Annotated in this window: 12 protein-coding genes; 8 read left to right on the plus strand and 4 right to left on the minus strand. The window is 73.1% G+C overall.

All coding sequences use genetic code 11. From position 1 onward, the window contains the following. Nucleotides 1-170: 170 nt before the first annotated feature. Nucleotides 171-1,481, minus strand: coding sequence for a serine hydrolase domain-containing protein (locus O7604_RS19340; protein ID WP_269707063.1), 1,311 nt, complete (start codon nucleotides 1,479-1,481; stop codon nucleotides 171-173). A 128-nt stretch (nucleotides 1,482-1,609) separates the two neighbouring features. On the opposite strand from O7604_RS19340, the gene O7604_RS19345 reads away from it, so the two are divergent. From O7604_RS19345 to O7604_RS19360, 4 genes are all read left to right on the plus strand, one after another. Further along, nucleotides 1,610-2,083: an NfeD family protein gene (locus O7604_RS19345; protein ID WP_269705129.1), complete on the plus strand. Its 474-nt coding sequence runs from the start codon at nucleotides 1,610-1,612 to the stop codon at nucleotides 2,081-2,083. A 5-nt stretch (nucleotides 2,084-2,088) separates the two neighbouring features. Further along, nucleotides 2,089-3,195 (plus strand): SPFH domain-containing protein, encoded by a 1,107-nt coding sequence (locus O7604_RS19350; protein WP_269705131.1) that lies wholly within the window; start codon nucleotides 2,089-2,091, stop codon nucleotides 3,193-3,195. A 128-nt stretch (nucleotides 3,196-3,323) separates the two neighbouring features. Further along, on the plus strand, nucleotides 3,324-4,127 hold the full coding sequence (locus O7604_RS19355) for a hypothetical protein (RefSeq protein WP_281577287.1): 804 nt from the start codon (nucleotides 3,324-3,326) through the stop codon (nucleotides 4,125-4,127). Between the two features lie 91 nt (nucleotides 4,128-4,218). After that, nucleotides 4,219-6,420 carry a transglycosylase domain-containing protein gene (locus O7604_RS19360; protein WP_269705133.1) on the plus strand — a complete coding sequence of 734 codons (2,202 nt, stop codon included), beginning with the start codon at nucleotides 4,219-4,221 and terminating at the stop codon, nucleotides 6,418-6,420. 14 nt (nucleotides 6,421-6,434) lie between these two features. Here O7604_RS19360 and O7604_RS19365 read toward each other — a convergent pair whose 3' ends face one another. Next, complete coding sequence (locus O7604_RS19365; protein WP_281577288.1) at nucleotides 6,435-7,127, minus strand: thymidylate kinase; 693 nt, start codon at nucleotides 7,125-7,127, stop codon at nucleotides 6,435-6,437. 121 nt (nucleotides 7,128-7,248) lie between these two features. On the opposite strand from O7604_RS19365, the gene O7604_RS19370 reads away from it, so the two are divergent. Beyond that, entirely contained in the window at nucleotides 7,249-7,815 is a 567-nt protein-coding gene (locus O7604_RS19370; RefSeq protein WP_281577289.1) for a dihydrofolate reductase family protein, read from the plus strand. Between the two features lie 4 nt (nucleotides 7,816-7,819). Here the strand turns inward: O7604_RS19370 and O7604_RS19375 are convergent, their stop codons facing one another. Next, the gene (locus O7604_RS19375; RefSeq protein ID WP_269705140.1) at nucleotides 7,820-9,652 is read right to left on the minus strand and encodes a thiamine pyrophosphate-requiring protein; all 1,833 of its coding nucleotides are present in this window, start codon (nucleotides 9,650-9,652) and stop codon (nucleotides 7,820-7,822) included. Nucleotides 9,653-9,754: 102 nt separating this feature from the next. Between O7604_RS19375 and O7604_RS19380 the strand changes: the two genes are divergently transcribed. The 3 genes from O7604_RS19380 (at nucleotide 9,755) to O7604_RS19390 (ending at nucleotide 13,984) form a co-directional block, all read left to right on the plus strand. Continuing rightward, entirely contained in the window at nucleotides 9,755-10,567 is an 813-nt protein-coding gene (locus O7604_RS19380) for an RNA methyltransferase (protein ID WP_269707064.1), read from the plus strand. Nucleotides 10,568-10,624: 57 nt separating this feature from the next. After that, nucleotides 10,625-12,076: an argininosuccinate synthase gene (gene argG / locus O7604_RS19385; protein WP_269705141.1), complete on the plus strand. Its 1,452-nt coding sequence runs from the start codon at nucleotides 10,625-10,627 to the stop codon at nucleotides 12,074-12,076. A gap of 99 nt (nucleotides 12,077-12,175) precedes the next feature. Next, nucleotides 12,176-13,984 (plus strand): PucR family transcriptional regulator, encoded by a 1,809-nt coding sequence (locus tag O7604_RS19390; RefSeq protein WP_269705142.1) that lies wholly within the window; start codon nucleotides 12,176-12,178, stop codon nucleotides 13,982-13,984. A gap of 223 nt (nucleotides 13,985-14,207) precedes the next feature. Here O7604_RS19390 and O7604_RS19395 read toward each other — a convergent pair whose 3' ends face one another. Continuing rightward, a complete protein-coding gene (locus O7604_RS19395) occupies nucleotides 14,208-15,557 on the minus strand; it encodes a hypothetical protein (protein WP_269705144.1) in 1,350 nt (449 codons plus the stop codon). Between the last annotated feature and the right edge of the window lie 34 nt (nucleotides 15,558-15,591).

Consider the following 15,591-nt stretch of genomic DNA (forward strand, 5'->3'; position numbering starts at 1 on the left):
GGAGTTTGCGGGCGTGCTGGAGATCAACGCCGACACAAACTCCTTGATCACCGGGGTGAGCGGTGCGGGTGTGCGTCGATCATGGAGTTGTGGTCCCTGGGGATCGGGCATAGCGGGGCGAAATGAGGGCCACAAGTGCAAGATCGGCGGGGGTGGGGGCGAGAGCGGGGTCAGGGGAGGTCGTCGGGGGAGCGGGTCAGGACGAAGGTGGCTATGTCGAGGGCTACCGGGGTGCCGGAGTCGTCGCGGATCACGGTGAGGATCTCGCCGTCCTGGGAGCCGGAGCGGCCCCGCCACCGGTCCGGGCCCTCCGGGGTGAAGCGCAGCTGCGGCCTGCCCACCTGACCGCCGACCAGGTCACCGGAGGCGTCGACGCGGAACTCGTACTCGCCGCCCATCCACCACCAGCGGCCGGTCAGCGCGGCCACGTCGGCGGCGGGCGGGCCGGCCGGGCGCCAGGGGGTGGGCGCGGCCGGTTCGGCGTCCAGCACCAGCGTGAGCGCCTCGCGGCCGAGCGCGCCGATGTGGTGGCCGCGCAGCCCGTACGCGTTGGCGAAGTTGACCACGCCGGTGCGGGTGGGCCGGTGCACGGCCAGGCCGGCCACGTACCCGGGCATGGAGCCGCCGTGCCCGACGTACACCCGGTCGCCGACCCGGTAGAGCTCGATGCCGAGGCCGTGCCCGCCGGTCCACGAGTCGAGGTCGTTGATGACCATGGGGGCGCACATCTCGGTGAGCGTGGCGGGGGAGAGCAGTGCCGGGTCCGGGTCGGCCAGGAACGCGGCCCAGCGGCCCAGGTCCTCGACAGTCGACCAGAGCTGCCCGGCCGGAGCCATCGCGCCGGTGTCGGTACGCGGCTCCTCCCGCAGCGTCTCGTGCCAGGGGTGGACGACGTAGCCGTGGGCGTACGGCTCGGCCGGGTGGTACGTGGTGCGGCGCATGCCCAGCGGTGCCAGCAGCCGCTCGGTCAGCAGGTCCGCCCAGGGCGTGCCGGTGATCCGTTCCAGCACGGCGCCGAGCAGCCCGTACGCCAGGTTCGAGTAGTGGTAGACGAAGTGCGGCGGATAGGCGATCTTGTCCGGCGTGAGCCCGGCCAGCAGCGTGTCCAGGTCCATGCCCCCGGCCCGCTCCCACCAGTCGCCGTCCGGCTCGCGTTGCAGGCCGGCGACGTGGCCGAGCATCTGGCGCACGGTCAGCGCGCCGACCGGAGTGCCGGGCAGGTGGGCGTCCAGCGGGTCGTCGAGCGCCAGCCGCCCGGCGTCGCGCTGCTGCATCACCAGCACCGCGGTCATGGTTTTGGTGATCGAGCCGACCCGGTACTGGAGGTCGCCGTCCGGGCGGGGCGTCTCACCGGCGACCGCCAGGTGCGCCAGCCGGCCGTCGCGGACCACGCCGAGAGCGAGCGAGGGGCCTCGCCCTTCGGCCTGGGCCCGGGCGACCAGCAGGTCCACCTGGCGCGCGGTTTCGGGCAGCAGGGACATGTCGTCCTCCTCGTCGGCGGTGGGCGCGGTAATCGGCGCGATCAGCACCGGCATCGAGATCCGCCGTGCCGAGCCTAGCGATCATGACAGTTCGATGACACGTGCGTTGACGTGTCAGGATTGTTCTCGTGGACGCCGTGTTCTGGATCGTTCTGGGTGTGGTATTAGCGGTCGCCGAGATCTTCACGACGACGCTCTTCCTGATCATGTTCGGGGTCGGGGCGTTCGCCGCCGCCGGCGCCGCGGCGCTCGGTGCGCCGGTGGCGCTCCAGGCGGTGGTCTTCGCGGTGGTGTCGGCGCTGTCGGTGGCGGTGGTCCGTCCGGTGGTCCGGCGGCACGCCCGACCGGCGCTGGAGACCGGTGAGCAACCGTTCGGGGTCGAGGCGCTGGAAGGGGCCACGGCTGTGGTCCTGGAGCCGGTCGACGCCGACCGGGGCATGATCAAGATCGATGGTGAGCTGTGGACGGCCCGCTCGTACGACGCGACGCGCACGTACGCCGAGGGTGAGCGGGTGCAGGTGATAAAGGTCCGGGGCGCTACCGCCCTGGTATGGCAGGACGACATTTCCACCCCGGGCGAGCTGCCCGAAGCGAAAAGGTGAACGGTATGGAGTTTCTGGCGATCCTGATGATCGCGGTGGCGTTGATCGGTGTGGTGACGCTGTTCAAGGCGGTGCGGATCGTGCCGCAGCAGCGTCAGGACGTGGTGGAGCGACTCGGCCGGTACAAGCGCACGCTGAACCCGGGCCTCAACCTGCTGGTGCCGTTCGTCGACGCGGTGCGCACCAAGGTCGACATGCGCGAGCAGGTGGTCAGCTTCCCGCCCCAGCCGGTGATCACCTCCGACAACCTGGTCGTCTCGATCGACACGGTCCTCTACTTCAAGGTGGTCGACTCGGTTCGCGCCACCTACGAGATCTCCAACTTCCTCCAGGCCATCGAGCAGCTCACCGTCACCACGCTGCGTAACGTGATCGGTTCGCTCGACCTGGAGCGCGCGCTGACCAGCCGCGAGGAGATCAACCGGCACCTGTCCGGCGTACTGGACGAGACCACCGGCCGCTGGGGCATCAAGGTGACCCGGGTCGAGATCAAGGCGATCGAGCCGCCGCCGAGCATCCGGGACTCGATGGAGAAGCAGATGCGCGCCGAGCGGGACCGCCGTGCCGCGATCCTCAACGCCGAGGGGCACAAGCAGTCGCAGATCCTCACCGCCGAGGGTGAGAAGCAGGCCGCGGTGCTGCGCGCCGACGGTGACCGGCAGGCCCGGATCCTGCAGGCGGAGGGCCAGGCCAAGGCGATCCGTACCGTCTTCGACGCGATCCACACCGCCAACCCGAGCCAGAAGGTGCTTGCGTACCAGTACCTCCAGGCGCTGCCGCAGATCGCCAACGGCACTGCCAACAAGGTCTGGATCGTCCCGACCGAGCTGACCAAGGCCCTGGAGGGCATGGGCGGCGCGCTGGGCGGCCTGGCCAACATGGTCGGCGACCAGCCGTCGCCGGAGGCCGCCAAGAGCGCCGGCGAGGTCGAGCGGGAGGCCGCCGAGGCCGCCGAGGCCGCGGCCATCGCCGCCCAGGAGATCCACGACGAGGTACGCGTGGCCGAGGCGCAGGCCACCGGCGGCAACACCCCGCAGGGTCTGCCCGCGCCGGAGCCGGTGTCACCGGCGAGCCTGGTGAACGACCCGGCGGACCAGCGCGAGCGGGGCTGACCGGCAAATCCGAGAATCCCTCATACGGCGCTCCGGCGACTGCCACCATCGGTTTCAGGACGGGTGGTGAGCAGGGCCGGAGCGCCGTTGCGCGTCCCGGGCCGCCCGTGGTGCGAACGAGGTGAGGCATGAAGGACCCGGCGAACCGGCTGTTCTCCCGTACCCCGGTCCCCGGCGCGCACGACCCCGCCGGGCCGATCGGCTCCCGGCGTACCGGAGGGGGTTTCGGGGTCCTGCCGTTCGTCTCCGAACCCGGCCCGGGCGCCCCGGCCACCGACGCGACCTGGGCCTGGTCGATCCGCCGGTTCGCCCGCGCGGCGGTCTGGCTGCTCCCGGCGTACGCGGTCCTCTACGGCCTGGTGGCGATGGCCAGCGACGGCGGCGTGGGCAACGACCCGTACCCGGCCGACGGCCGGCCGCTCTACCTGGTCGGCTGGGTCGCCTCGGTGTGGCTGGGGCTGCTCGCCCTGCTCGCGCTCACCGGCCTGCTCGCCGCCACCCGCTGCCGCCGCGTCGCGCTGGCCGGGCTGCTGGCGAGCATCGGCGGGATGGTGCTCATGCTGCCGTTCGCCGGGCTGACCGAGCAGACGCCGGTGTTCGGCGTGACCGCGCGCGGCATCGTGCTGTTCGGCGCCACCCTCTACAGCGTGGGCTGGTTCCTCACCGGCTGGTCGGTCGCCCGGTCCGGGATGTTCTCCTACGGCGACGGGACCATGCTGATGATCGCCGCCCCGCTGCTCGGCCTGGGGGGCGCGCTGATCGGCTCCCTGCAGACGTTCGGCGCGATCTTCGTGCTGGTCGCCGGCATCGGCATCGGCTACCGCAGCGGCCGCCTGGTGCCCGAGACGATCGCCCGGGACGCGGCTGCCGCCAGCGTCGCCGCCGCTCCGGTGCCGCCCGCGTCACCGAAGGGCCCACTCGGCGCCGGTTGACCGTTTCTTCAGCTGGGCGGTCGCCGTGAAGTAACTGACAGTTGCCTGGCGAGGTGGCCGGTAGGCGGCTTTCGTGGCAATCCTGGAGACCATGCCGTCTCCCAGGTCGCCGCTGTCGCGGCTGTTCACCGTGCTGCTGGCCGGCCTGCTCGCCGGGCTCGTTCTCGCGCTCGCCGCGCTTCCCGGCGGCCTCCTCGGCGGGTTCGCCGCCCGGGCCGCGCTCGGCGCGTACGCGGACCTGCCCGACGCGCTGCGCACCCCCGTGCAGCCGCAGCGCTCCTACCTCTACGCCAACGACGGCACCACGCTGATCACCACGTTCTACGACGTGAACCGCACCGACGTGCCGCTGGCCGAGATCGCCCCGGTGATGCGGCAGGCGATCATCGCGGCCGAGGACCGGCGGTTCTACTCGCACGGCGGCGCGGACCTGCGCGGCATCGCCCGCGCGCTGGTGGCGAACGTCAAGGGCGGCGGCACCGAGCAGGGCGGCTCCACGCTGACCATGCAGTACGTCCGCAACGTGCTCAAGACCGACCCGAACCGCACCCCGGAGGAGCGGCAGGCCGCCACCGAGCAGACCGTCGGGCGCAAGCTCCAGGAGATCCGGTACGCGAACGCGCTGGAGCAGTCGCTGTCCAAGGACGAGATCCTCAACCGCTACCTGAACATCGCGTACTTCGGCTCCGGCGCGTACGGCGTCGCCGCCGCCGGCCAGCGCTACTTCGGCAAGGCCCCGGCCGACCTGACGCTGGGCGAGGCGGCGCTGCTCGCCGGCCTGGTCCAGTCGCCCGACGCGTACAGCCCGATCGACGGCGACAAGGACCAGGCGCTGACCCGCCGGGGGTACGTGCTCGACGCGATGGCCGAGACCGGCGCGATCACCGCGCAGCAGGCCGCCGCGGCGAAGGCCGAGGCGCTGACGCTGCGCCCGACCGCCCAGCCCAACGGCTGCACCGCCACCGCCCAGGGCCACGACGACTGGGGCTTCTTCTGCGACTACCTGCGCCGCTGGTGGCTCACCCAGCCGGCGTTCGGCAGCACCCCCGAGGAGCGGGAGCAGGCGCTGCGCCGCGGCGGTTACCGGGTCGTCACCACGCTCGACCCGAAGATCCAGGAGACCGCGCAGGAGCAGGCCACCAAGGTCTACGGGTACGGCAACAAGCGGGCGCTGCCGATCGCGGCGGTCGAGCCGGGCACCGGCCGGGTGCTCGCCATGGCGGTGAACCGGCACTACAGCCTCGACGACAATCCGGACGGGCAGGCCAACCACCCGAACACGGTCAACCCGCTGATCTCCGGCGGCGCCAGCGTCGACGGCTACCAGGCCGGCTCGACGTTCAAGATGTTCACCATGCTGGCCGCGCTGGAGGCCGGCAAGCCGCTGTCCACCGGCTTCGACGCGCCGAGCCGGCTGCCCACCCGGTACGCCTCGGACGACGAGGGCAACTGCGACGGCAGGTGGTGCCCGGCGAATGCCAACCCGCAGTGGATGGACGGCTACCGGATGATGTGGGACGGCTTCGGCCGCTCCGTCAACACGTACTTCGTCTGGCTGGCCGAGCAGGTCGGCGAGGACAAGGTGGTGGAGATGGCCCAGCGCCTCGGCATCACCTTCCGGGCCGACTCCGACGCCGCGTTCGCCCGCGACAACGCCGCCAACTGGGGCGCGTTCACGCTCGGCGTGGCCGCCACGACCCCGCTGGACCTGGCCAACGCGTACGCCACGGTGGCCGCCGAGGGCACGTACTGCACGCCGCTGCCGGTGGTCTCGGTGACCGCGCCCGACGGTGACCCCGTCGATGTGGCGCAGCCGTCCTGCAAGCGGGTGCTCGAGCCGGACGTGGCCCGCGCCGCCACCGACGCGGCCCGGTGCCCGGTCGGCCAGCAGTCCGCGTTCGGGCAGTGCAACGGCGGCACCGCCACCGCCGTCGACTCGATCGTCGGCCGCCCGGTGGCCGGCAAGACCGGCAGCTCGGAGCGGAACGCCACCGAGACGTTCGTCGGCTACACCCCGCAGATCGCCGTGGCCGGCATCGCCGCCAACCCGGACGACGTCACCGACCTGGTCGGCTCCGCCGTGCAGGCGAAGGTGATCGACGCGGTGGCCCGGACCATCAAGACGGCGCTCACCGGCAAGCCGGTGGCCGCCTTCACCGCGCCCAGCCGGGCACTGGTCGGCGACCCGCAGCGGCCGCAGCCGCCCCGGCGGACCGAGCCGGACCGCCGCGAGCAGCGCGAGGACCGCGAGCTGCCCTCCGACGTGCTGCGCTGGCTGCGCGACCGCGGGTAAGGAAGGGCCCCTTATTAACGCCTCCGGTAGAGGAGGGTCCCCTTCTTAACACCGCGCCGCACGACACCGCGCCGCACGACACCGCGTCGCACGACGCCGCGCCGCACGGAGGGCTCGACGCCGCGCACGACCGCGTCGAGGGCGGCGGCCACCTCGTCCGGGGTGCCGTCGCCGTCGAGCGGGACGAACGAGCCGAACTCCGGCACCGCCCGGTACGCGGCGTCCAGCGCGCGCAGGTGCGCCAGTTCCTCGGTGTCGATGCCCCGGGCGGCCACCCGCCGCTGCGCCACCTCGGGGGAGGTGGCCAGGAAGCACACCACAGCCGGGCGCGGGAAGACCGAGTACGCGGCGCGCACCACCCGCCGTCCCCGGTCGCCCCGGGCCGCCATGATCACGTCCTGGCACCAGGTCCATCGGTCCAGCACCGCCACCCGTCCGGTCAGGCGGGCCACCGCGACGGTCCGGGCCATGGCCAGCGCGCGCACCGTCGCCTCCAGCGCCGGATAGACGGTACGGCCGAACAGCGCCACCCCGTCCGCCCGGCCGAGCGCCCGGGCCAGCCGGTTCCACAGTGGCCGCCCACCGGCGTTCTCGAAGTACCGCGCCCGGACACCGCGTCGGCGCAGCCGTTCGGCCAGCGCCTTCGCCTGGGTGGTCTTGCCGGAGCCGTCGACGCCGACCAACGCGATCATCACCGGGCGGCCCACAGCCCCGGACGCTAACGCACCCGGACAACCATGCACATGACGTGTCGGATCCGGTCCGGCGGCTCCGACCCACCGGCGAGCGCGCCCGACCGGGACGCGCCGCAACGCGGAGGAACACATCATGGGCAACGTCATCTACGGGGTGCACACGTCTGTCGACGGCTTCATCGAAGGGCCGAACGGGGAGTTCGACTGGCCGGAGATGGGGGAGGAGCTGTCCGCGTACTCGATCGGGCTGGCCGAGCGGGCCGACGCCTTCGTCTACGGGCGGCGGGTGTGGGAGATGATGTCCTCCTACTGGCCGCAAGTCGAGTCGATCTCCGACGACCCGCACGACCTGGCGTTCGCGCCGGTCTGGCGGCGTACCCCGAAGATCGTGGTCTCCCGGACGCTCACCGAAGCTTCCCACGGCGCCGTGGTGGTCGGCGGCGGCGACCTGGCGAAGGAGTTCGCCGAGATCCGCGAGCGGTTCCCCGGCGACCTGCTGGTCACCGGCGGCACCGGCGCGGCGACGGCGCTGGCCGCGCTCGGGCTCGGGCTCGTCGACACCTTCGAGGTGATCGTGCACCCGGTGGTGCTCGGCGGCGGGCGGCAGGTGTTGCCCGGTCTGGCCCGGCAGAGCCTGCGTCTGGTCGAGACCCGCCCGTTCGACGGGCGGTCGGTGCTGTTGCGCTACGCGCGGGCCTGACGCCTCAGCGGCCCCGGCGGCGGGGCCGGTACGTGGCGAGCGCGGCCGGTACGCCGCGCCGCACGATGCCGGCCCGGTCGCTGTCCCCCCGCATGACGGCGGCGGCGGTCTTGCGGGCCTGCTCGACGGTGAAGTGCGGCGGCAGCATCAGCTCGGCCGGGTCCACCACCGCGTTGACCACCACCGGCCGGTCCGCGTCGAGCACCCGCTGCCACAGGCCGTCCACCCGGGCGGGGGAGTCGACCAGCTCACCGCCGAGGCCCAGCACCTCCGCCCACCTGTGGTACGCCACGTCCGGTAGGTCCTGGCTGTCCGGGAACATCGGTGTGCCCTCGCCGGAGCGCTGCTCCCAGCTGACGAACGCGAGGTCCCGGTTGTTGAGCACCAGCACGACGAACCGGGGGTCGGCCCACTCCCGCCAGTACTTCGCGACAGTGATCAGCTCGTTGACGCCGTTCATCTGCATCGCGCCGTCACCGAGCAGCGCGATCACCGGGCGGTCCGGGTGGGCGAACTTCGCCGCCAGCGCGTACGGCATCCCGCCGCCCATGGACAGCAGCGTGCCGGAGAGGCTGGCCAACATGCCGGGGCGCACCCGTACGTGCCGGGCGTACCAGGCGGTGGCGGTGCCGCAGTCGACGGCGAGCATGGCGTCGTCCGGCAGCGCGTCGTCGAGCGTGGTGAACAGCGACTGCGGGTTGACCGGGTCGGCGGGCTGGGCGGCGACCTCGCGTTGCGAGGCCCGCCACTTGCCGGTGGCGTCGGCGAGGGTGGCCCGCCAGGCGGTCGGGCCCGGCCCCGGGCCCAGCTCCCGGAGCAGGGCGCGCAGCGTCGGCCCGGCGTCGCCGGTCAGGTTCACCTCGGTCGGGTAGCGCAGCCCCATCCGGCTGCCGTCGATGTCGATCTGCACCGCCCGGGCCTGGCCCTCCGGCGGGTAGAACTCCGAGTACGGCATCTGGCTGCCGACGATCAGCAGCCTGTCGCACTCGCGCATGAGCTGCCAGCTCGGGCGGCTGCCGAGCAGGCCGATCGCGCCTGTGACCCACGGCTGGCGGTGGTCGACGGCGGTGAAGCCGAGCAGCGCGGTGGCGACCCCGGCGCCGAGGCGGTCGGCGATGCGGCGTACCTCCTCCTCGGCGCCCAGCGCGCCCTGCCCGACCAGCATCGCCACCCGCTCGCCGCCGCGCAGCACCTCGGCGGCGCGGCGCACGTCGGCCTCCGGCGGCGCCGTCGGCTCGCTGCTCGGCACCGCGCTGGTGTGGTAGTAGCCGTGGGCGTGCGGCGGGTGCGGCACCGCGGGCAGGTCCTGCACGTCGGAGGGGAGAACCAGGGCCGTCACGGTACGCCGGGCCAGCGCCGTGCGGCAGGCCCGGTCGACCAGGTGCCGGGCCTGGGACGGGTCGTCGAGCTGGGCCAGGAAGGCCGAGGCCACGTCCTTGTAGAGCGAGAGGAGGTCCACCTCCTGGTAGTAGCCGCCGCCCTCGGCGGGCAGCGCGGTGTGCCCGAGCAGCGCCACCACCGGCTGGTGGTCGAGCTTGGCGTCGTAGAGGCCGTTGAGGGCGTGGATCGCGCCCGGCCCGCTGGTCACCACCACGCAGCCGAGCGGGCCGCCGCCGTACTTGACGTGCGCGCCTGCCGCGAACCCGGCCGTCTCCTCGTGCCGGACCTGGATGAACCGGGCCCGTCCCTCGGCGCGTTGCAACGCCGACGTCATGCCGTTGATCCCGTCGCCGGGGTAGCCGTAGTAGCGGTGCACGCCCCATTCGGCGAGCCGGGCCACCAGGTAGTCGGCGACTGTGGCGTCGCGGGGGAGGTTGCCGTCGTGATCCGCGCCCATCCTGGTTCCTCCGTCGCCGTCGGCCTCCCGCCTCCGTTCCCCGCCCCGGGCGCCGGAAACCCGGCCCGCGCCGGAGCGGCCGGGCGGGCCGGGCAGAATCGCCTGGTGCCCGTCCACGAGATCACCGACCCCGACGACGACCGGATCGCCGACTACCGCGCGCTCACCGACGTGGAGCTGCGTACCCGCTGGGAACCGCCGCACGGGTTGTTCATCGCCGAGGGGGAGCTGGTGCTGCGGCGGGCGCTGCGGGCCGGCTACCCGGCCCGGTCGTACCTGGTCGACGCGAAGCGGGTGGACCAGCTCGCCGACCTGGACACCGGGGACACGCCGGTGTACGCGGCCACGCCGGACGTGCTCCAGTGCGCCACCGGCTTCCACGTGCACCGGGGGGTGCTCGCGTCGTTCCACCGCAAGCCGCTGCGCTCGGCGGACGAGGTGCTCGCCGCCGCCCGGCGGGTGGTGATCCTGGAGGACGTCAACAACCACACCAACCTGGGGGCGATCTTCCGGGGCGCCGCCGCGCTCGGCGTCGACGCGGTGCTGCTGTCTCCCACCTGCGCCGATCCGCTCTACCGGCGCAGCGTACGGGTCAGCATGGGCGAGGTGTTCGCGGTGCCGTACGCCAAGCTCGAGCGCTGGCCCGCAGGACTGGACCAGGTCCGGGCGGCCGGATTCACGGTGCTCGCGATGACGCCCGCGCCGGATGCCGTACCGATGCAGCGGCTGACCCCGGCGCAGCGGGAGCGGGCGGCGCTGCTGCTCGGGGCGGAGGGGCCGGGGCTGACCGCGGCGGCGCAGGCGGCCAGCGACGTGCGGGTGGTGATCCCGATGCGGCGCGGCGTGGACTCGCTGAACGTGGCCGCAGCCGCGGCGGTGGCGTTCTGGGAGCTGGGCCGCGAGGACGCGCTCTGAGGACCCGCTCGCCCGACCGGCTTGCATGACCATGCGACGCCGTGCATAATCTTCCTTGTGTCCAAGGTTCTCACCTCCCTGCCCATCGGCGAACGTGTCGGCATCGCCTTCTCCGGCGGCCTCGACACCTCGGTTGCCGTCGCGTGGATGCGCGACAAAGGCGCCGTCCCGTGCGCCTACACCGCTGACATCGGCCAGTACGACGAGCCCGACATCGCCTCGGTGCCCGGCCGCGCCCACACCTACGGCGCCGAGGTCGCCCGGCTCGTCGACTGCCGCGCCGCCCTCGTCGAGGAAGGGCTGGCGGCGCTGACCTGCGGCGCCTTTCACATTCGCTCCGGCGGGCGGGCCTACTTCAACACCACCCCGCTGGGCCGGGCCGTGACCGGCACGCTGCTCGTGCGCGCGATGATCGCCGACGACGTGCAGATCTGGGGCGACGGCTCGACGTTCAAGGGCAACGACATCGAGCGGTTCTACCGGTACGGCCTGCTGGCCAACCCGCAGCTGCGGATCTACAAGCCGTGGCTGGACACCGACTTCGTCACCGAGCTGGGCGGGCGCACCGAGATGTCGGAGTGGCTGCTGGAGCGCGGCCTGCCCTACCGGGACAGCACCGAGAAGGCGTACTCCACCGACGCCAACATCTGGGGCGCCACCCACGAGGCCAAGACGCTCGAACACCTGGACACCGGCATCGAGACGGTCGAGCCGATCATGGGGGTCAAGTTCTGGGATCCGTCCGTGGAGATCCCCACCGAGGACGTCACCATCGGCTTCGACCAGGGCCGCCCGGTGACGATCAACGGCAAGGAGTTCGGCAGCGCCGTCGACCTGGTGCTGGAGGCCAACGCCATCGGCGGCCGGCACGGCCTGGGCATGTCCGACCAGATCGAGAACCGGATCATCGAGGCCAAGAGCCGGGGCATCTACGAGGCCCCCGGCATGGCGCTGCTGCACGCCGCCTACGAGCGGCTCGTCAACGCCATCCACAACGAGGACACGCTCGCGAACTACCACAACGAGGGCCGCCGCCTCGGCCGTCTCATGTACGAGGGCCGCTGGCTGGACCCGCAGGCGCTGATGCTGCGCGAGTCGCTGCAGCGCTGGGTCGGCACGGCGGTCACCGGCGAGGTCACGCTGCGGCTGCGCCGGGGCGAGGACTACTCGATCCTCGACACCACCGGCCCGTCGTTCAGCTACCACCCGGACAAGCTGTCGATGGAGCGCACCCAGGACTCGGCGTTCGGCCCGGCCGACCGGATCGGCCAGCTCACCATGCGCAACCTGGACATCGCCGACTCCCGGGCCAAGCTGGAGCAGTACGCCTCCGTGGGCATGGTCGGCGGCGGCACCCCGCAGCGGGTCGTCGGCGCCGCCCAGGCGGCCTCGACCGGGCTGATCGGCGCCATGCCGCAGGGCGGCGCCGAGGCCATCGCGTCCCGGGGCGTGCCGACCGCCGAGGACGAGGCGCTCGACCGCGCCGCGATGGAGTTCGGCGTCGACTGATCACCGCCGCTCGTCCCGTCTGCCCGCCCGCCGGTCCCCGCCTTCTCGGCGGGCCGGCGGGCGGTGTGGCCTTCGGCAACGGTGGTGACGCAGGGTAGCGTGTCGCCCGTGTTCCCTACCGTGCGTGAGGTGCTGGACCTGGTGCCCGTGCGCAACGGCGCGCCCCGCCTGGTCGCCGGAACCGCCGGGCTGGACCGGCCGGTGCGGTGGGTGCACATCGCCGAGGTGCCGGACATCGCCACCCTGCTCGGCGGCGGGGAACTGGTCCTCACCACCGGGATCGGGCTGCCGGGCGACGACGCCGGGCTCCGCGAGTTCATCGGCGCCCTCGCCGACGTCGGCGTCTCCGGGCTGGCCGTCGAGCTGGGCCGCCGCTACGTCAGCGGAGTGCCCCGGGTGATGGCCGCCGCCGCCGAACGACGCGGCCTGCCCCTGATCGAGCTGCGCCGGGGCACCCCGTTCGTCCGCATCACCGAGGCGGTGCACGCGCTGATCGTGGACGCCCAGCTCACCGAGCTGCGCGCCACCGAGGAGATCCACCAGCGGTTCACCGACCTGTCGGTGGAGGGCGCCGAACCGGCCGAGGTGCTGCGGCAGGCCGCCGAGCTGGCGGGCTGCCCGATGGTGCTGGAGAACCTGTCCCGGCAGGTGCTCGCCTACGACCCGGCGGGGGAGAACGCCGAACTGCTGCTGGACGGCTGGGAACGGCACTCGCGGCAGATCCGCCCGGCCGGGCGCACCGCGTACGACCCGGACAGCGGCTGGCTCGTCACCACCGTCGGCGCGCGGGGCCAGGACTGGGGACGGCTGCTGCTGCGCTGGCCGGCGACCGAGTCCACCCCGCCGACCCGGCTGACCATCCTGATCGAGCGGGCCGCCTCCACGCTGGCCCTGGGCCGGCTGATCCGGCGCGACGCCGAGGGCCTGGAACGGCAGATCCACCGCACGCTGCTGACCGCCCTGATCGACCACTCCCGCCCGGTGGACGAGGTGGCGCTGCGCGCCAAGGCGCTCGGCGTCGTCCTGGACCGCCGGCACCTGGTCGGCGTCGTGGTCCGGCACCGCGCCGACGAGCCGGCCGGGGACGCGGGCGCCCTCGACGACGAGTCCGCCCCGACCCGCCGGGGCGGGCGCCGCGACGCCGACGCCGAAGGCCCCGAAGTCGGCCCGGCCCGGTTGCGCGACCTCGCCGAGGCAGTCAGCCAGGCCGTCCGCGACGCCAAGCTCACCGCGCTGACCAGCCCGCTCGACGACCAGGCGGTGGGCGCGCTGCTGGCGCTCCCCGACGCCGCCGCCGAGGAGAAGGCACTGTCCGCGTTCGCCGCGGCGTTGCGTCGGGTACGCCTCGACGTCGCCCCCGCCCGCACTCCGGCGTCCCGCCTGTCGGAGTCACCCGACCGGCCCGCCGGCCGGGCCGTGACGTCGGGGAGCGCGCGACCGGCCGACGCGCCGCCCCGCGCCGCGATCGTGGTGGCGGCCGGGTCCGGCGTGGGCAGCATGCGCGAGGCGCGCCGGTCGCTGATCGAGGCGCGGCAGGTCGCCGAGGCGGCGCGGCGGGATCCCAGGGATCTGCCCTGCTACCGCCTGCCGCACGTCGGGCTGGCGGGGCTGCTGCACCTGCTACGCGACGAGCCCCGGTTGCAGACGTTCGTCGAGCGTGAACTCGGGCCGCTGCTCGCCTACGACGCCCAGCACCCGCGGGAGCAGTTGCTCGGCACCCTGCGGGCGTACCTGGAGCAGGGGCGGAACAAGTCGGCCGGTGCGGCCGCCGCGCACCTGTCCCGGCCGGCGTTCTACGAGCGGCTGGCCCGTATCGGCCGCATCCTCGACGCCGACCTCGACTCGGTCGACAGGTGCCTGTCCCTGCACGTGGCCCTGCTGGCCCTGGACGCCATCCGCACCCCCTGACCGCCCCGCCCCTGCCCCCCGCCCCCGCCCCCCGCCCCGCCCGCCCTTTCGGCCTCTGCCGCGCCGATCTTGGAGTTGTGGCGCCCAGAATGCCGGCTAAGCACCGTTATCAGAGGTGCCACAACTCCAAGATCGATAGGGTGCGGGCGGTGATCATGAGGTTGAGCCGGTGATTCGCCCTGAATTCGCACCGTCAAGTTCATGATCGACTGGGCGGGGTGGGTCAGGTCAGGGCTGTGAGGGTTTTGGCGTATGGGGCGGGCACGTAGTTGTCGCCGCCGGGGGTGAACACGTCGGAGGTCGCGGCCGCCTGCCAGGCGGTGTCGGGCAGCGCAGCCACCAGGGCGCGTACCACAGGGGCGTCGCGCCACTGGTCCTGCTGGGCGAGCAGGCTCAACGCGACGACCGACTCCTCCACCTCGCCCACGCACTCGAACGGCTTGTGCCCGTCGATGCCGAGCAGTTCCCGGTAGCCGGGGATCTGGGACTCGTCGGCCAGCAGGTCACCGCCGAAGATGCCGGTCAGCCGCTCGCGGGGCATGAACGGGGCCATGGCCAGGAACACGAACCGGCACTTCGGGCAGTCGCGGCACCAGCGCTCGCTCGCATCGCGCAGCTTGAACGCGGCGTTGCAGCTGGTCACCACCGCGTCGTACCGGTCGATCTCGGCGAACAGGCGGGCGATGTGCAGCTCGGACAGGGAACGCAGCAACGAGAAGTACGGCTCGGTGAGCCCGGCGTGCTCGGCCAGCGCGGCACGCAGGAGCCCTTCCGCCTCGACGCCCTTGGACCACTGGTGGTTGATCTCGTGACCGTTCCAGATGAGGTTCGGGTCGGACGCGGACCGCTCGTTCGACATCACCACCGGGCCGAGGCCGTGCAGGACCGCGGTGGCCACGGCGATCAGCGAGTTGATCGCGGTGACCGGGATGTGCCCGTTGCGCGCGCCGGCCGCGTTCAGCTCGAACAGCACCGGGTCCAGGCGCCGCCGGGCGGCCAGCGGCACCAGGTCCGACGCCTCGTTCACCGACACGATCACGTGGTTCGGGTTGACCGAGAACGGCACCGGCTCCAGGCCGGCGCGGCGCAGCGCCTCCAGCGTGACGATGGAGTCCTTGCCGCCACCCACCGCCGAGAGCGGACGGCGGTCGGAGTTGTCCACCGGCACCGCCGGGTCCACGGTGCCGGACGGCACCTCGGGACGCAGTTGCAGCACGTGCGGCAGCTCGTTGCGGTACGCGTACTCGGCGAGGCCCTTGGTGTAGACGGCGGTGACCAGCTCGACGGCGGCGGCGCCCAGCGGTGCGGGCAGCACCAGCCGGGGCGGCGCGGCGGCCTTGTAGTAGCTGACGCCGGCGACCACGTGCAGCAGTTCCAGCACCCGGGCCAGGGTGGCCGCGGTGGCGTCGGCGACCGGCTCGGCCGGCAGCGGAAGCGTGATCACCTCGGTGAACCGCTGCTCGCCGTCGGGGCCGGTCAGGGCGTAGTCGAACAGGACCTCGCCGGTGGCGAAGTCGATCGAGTAGGACGGGAACGTGAAGGCGTCCATCCGCCGCAGCTGCTCGTTGGGCACACGCCATACTAGGCCCTGGTTCGTCCGTCCGTGT

The sequence above is a fragment of the Micromonospora sp. WMMA1947 genome, assembly GCF_027497355.1.
In the GTDB taxonomy this organism is placed as follows: domain Bacteria; phylum Actinomycetota; class Actinomycetes; order Mycobacteriales; family Micromonosporaceae; genus Micromonospora.

Coding starts and splice junctions, on each gene's coding strand:
- O7604_RS19340 (WP_269707063.1), bottom strand. CDS start 1,481: ATGTCCCTGCTGCCCGAAACCGCGCGCCAGGTGGACCTGCTGGTCGCC.
- O7604_RS19350 (WP_269705131.1), top strand. CDS start 2,089: ATGGAGTTTCTGGCGATCCTGATGATCGCGGTGGCGTTGATCGGTGTG.
- O7604_RS19355 (WP_281577287.1), top strand. CDS start 3,324: ATGAAGGACCCGGCGAACCGGCTGTTCTCCCGTACCCCGGTCCCCGGC.
- O7604_RS19360 (WP_269705133.1), top strand. CDS start 4,219: ATGCCGTCTCCCAGGTCGCCGCTGTCGCGGCTGTTCACCGTGCTGCTG.
- O7604_RS19370 (WP_281577289.1), top strand. CDS start 7,249: ATGGGCAACGTCATCTACGGGGTGCACACGTCTGTCGACGGCTTCATC.
- O7604_RS19375 (WP_269705140.1), bottom strand. CDS start 9,652: ATGGGCGCGGATCACGACGGCAACCTCCCCCGCGACGCCACAGTCGCC.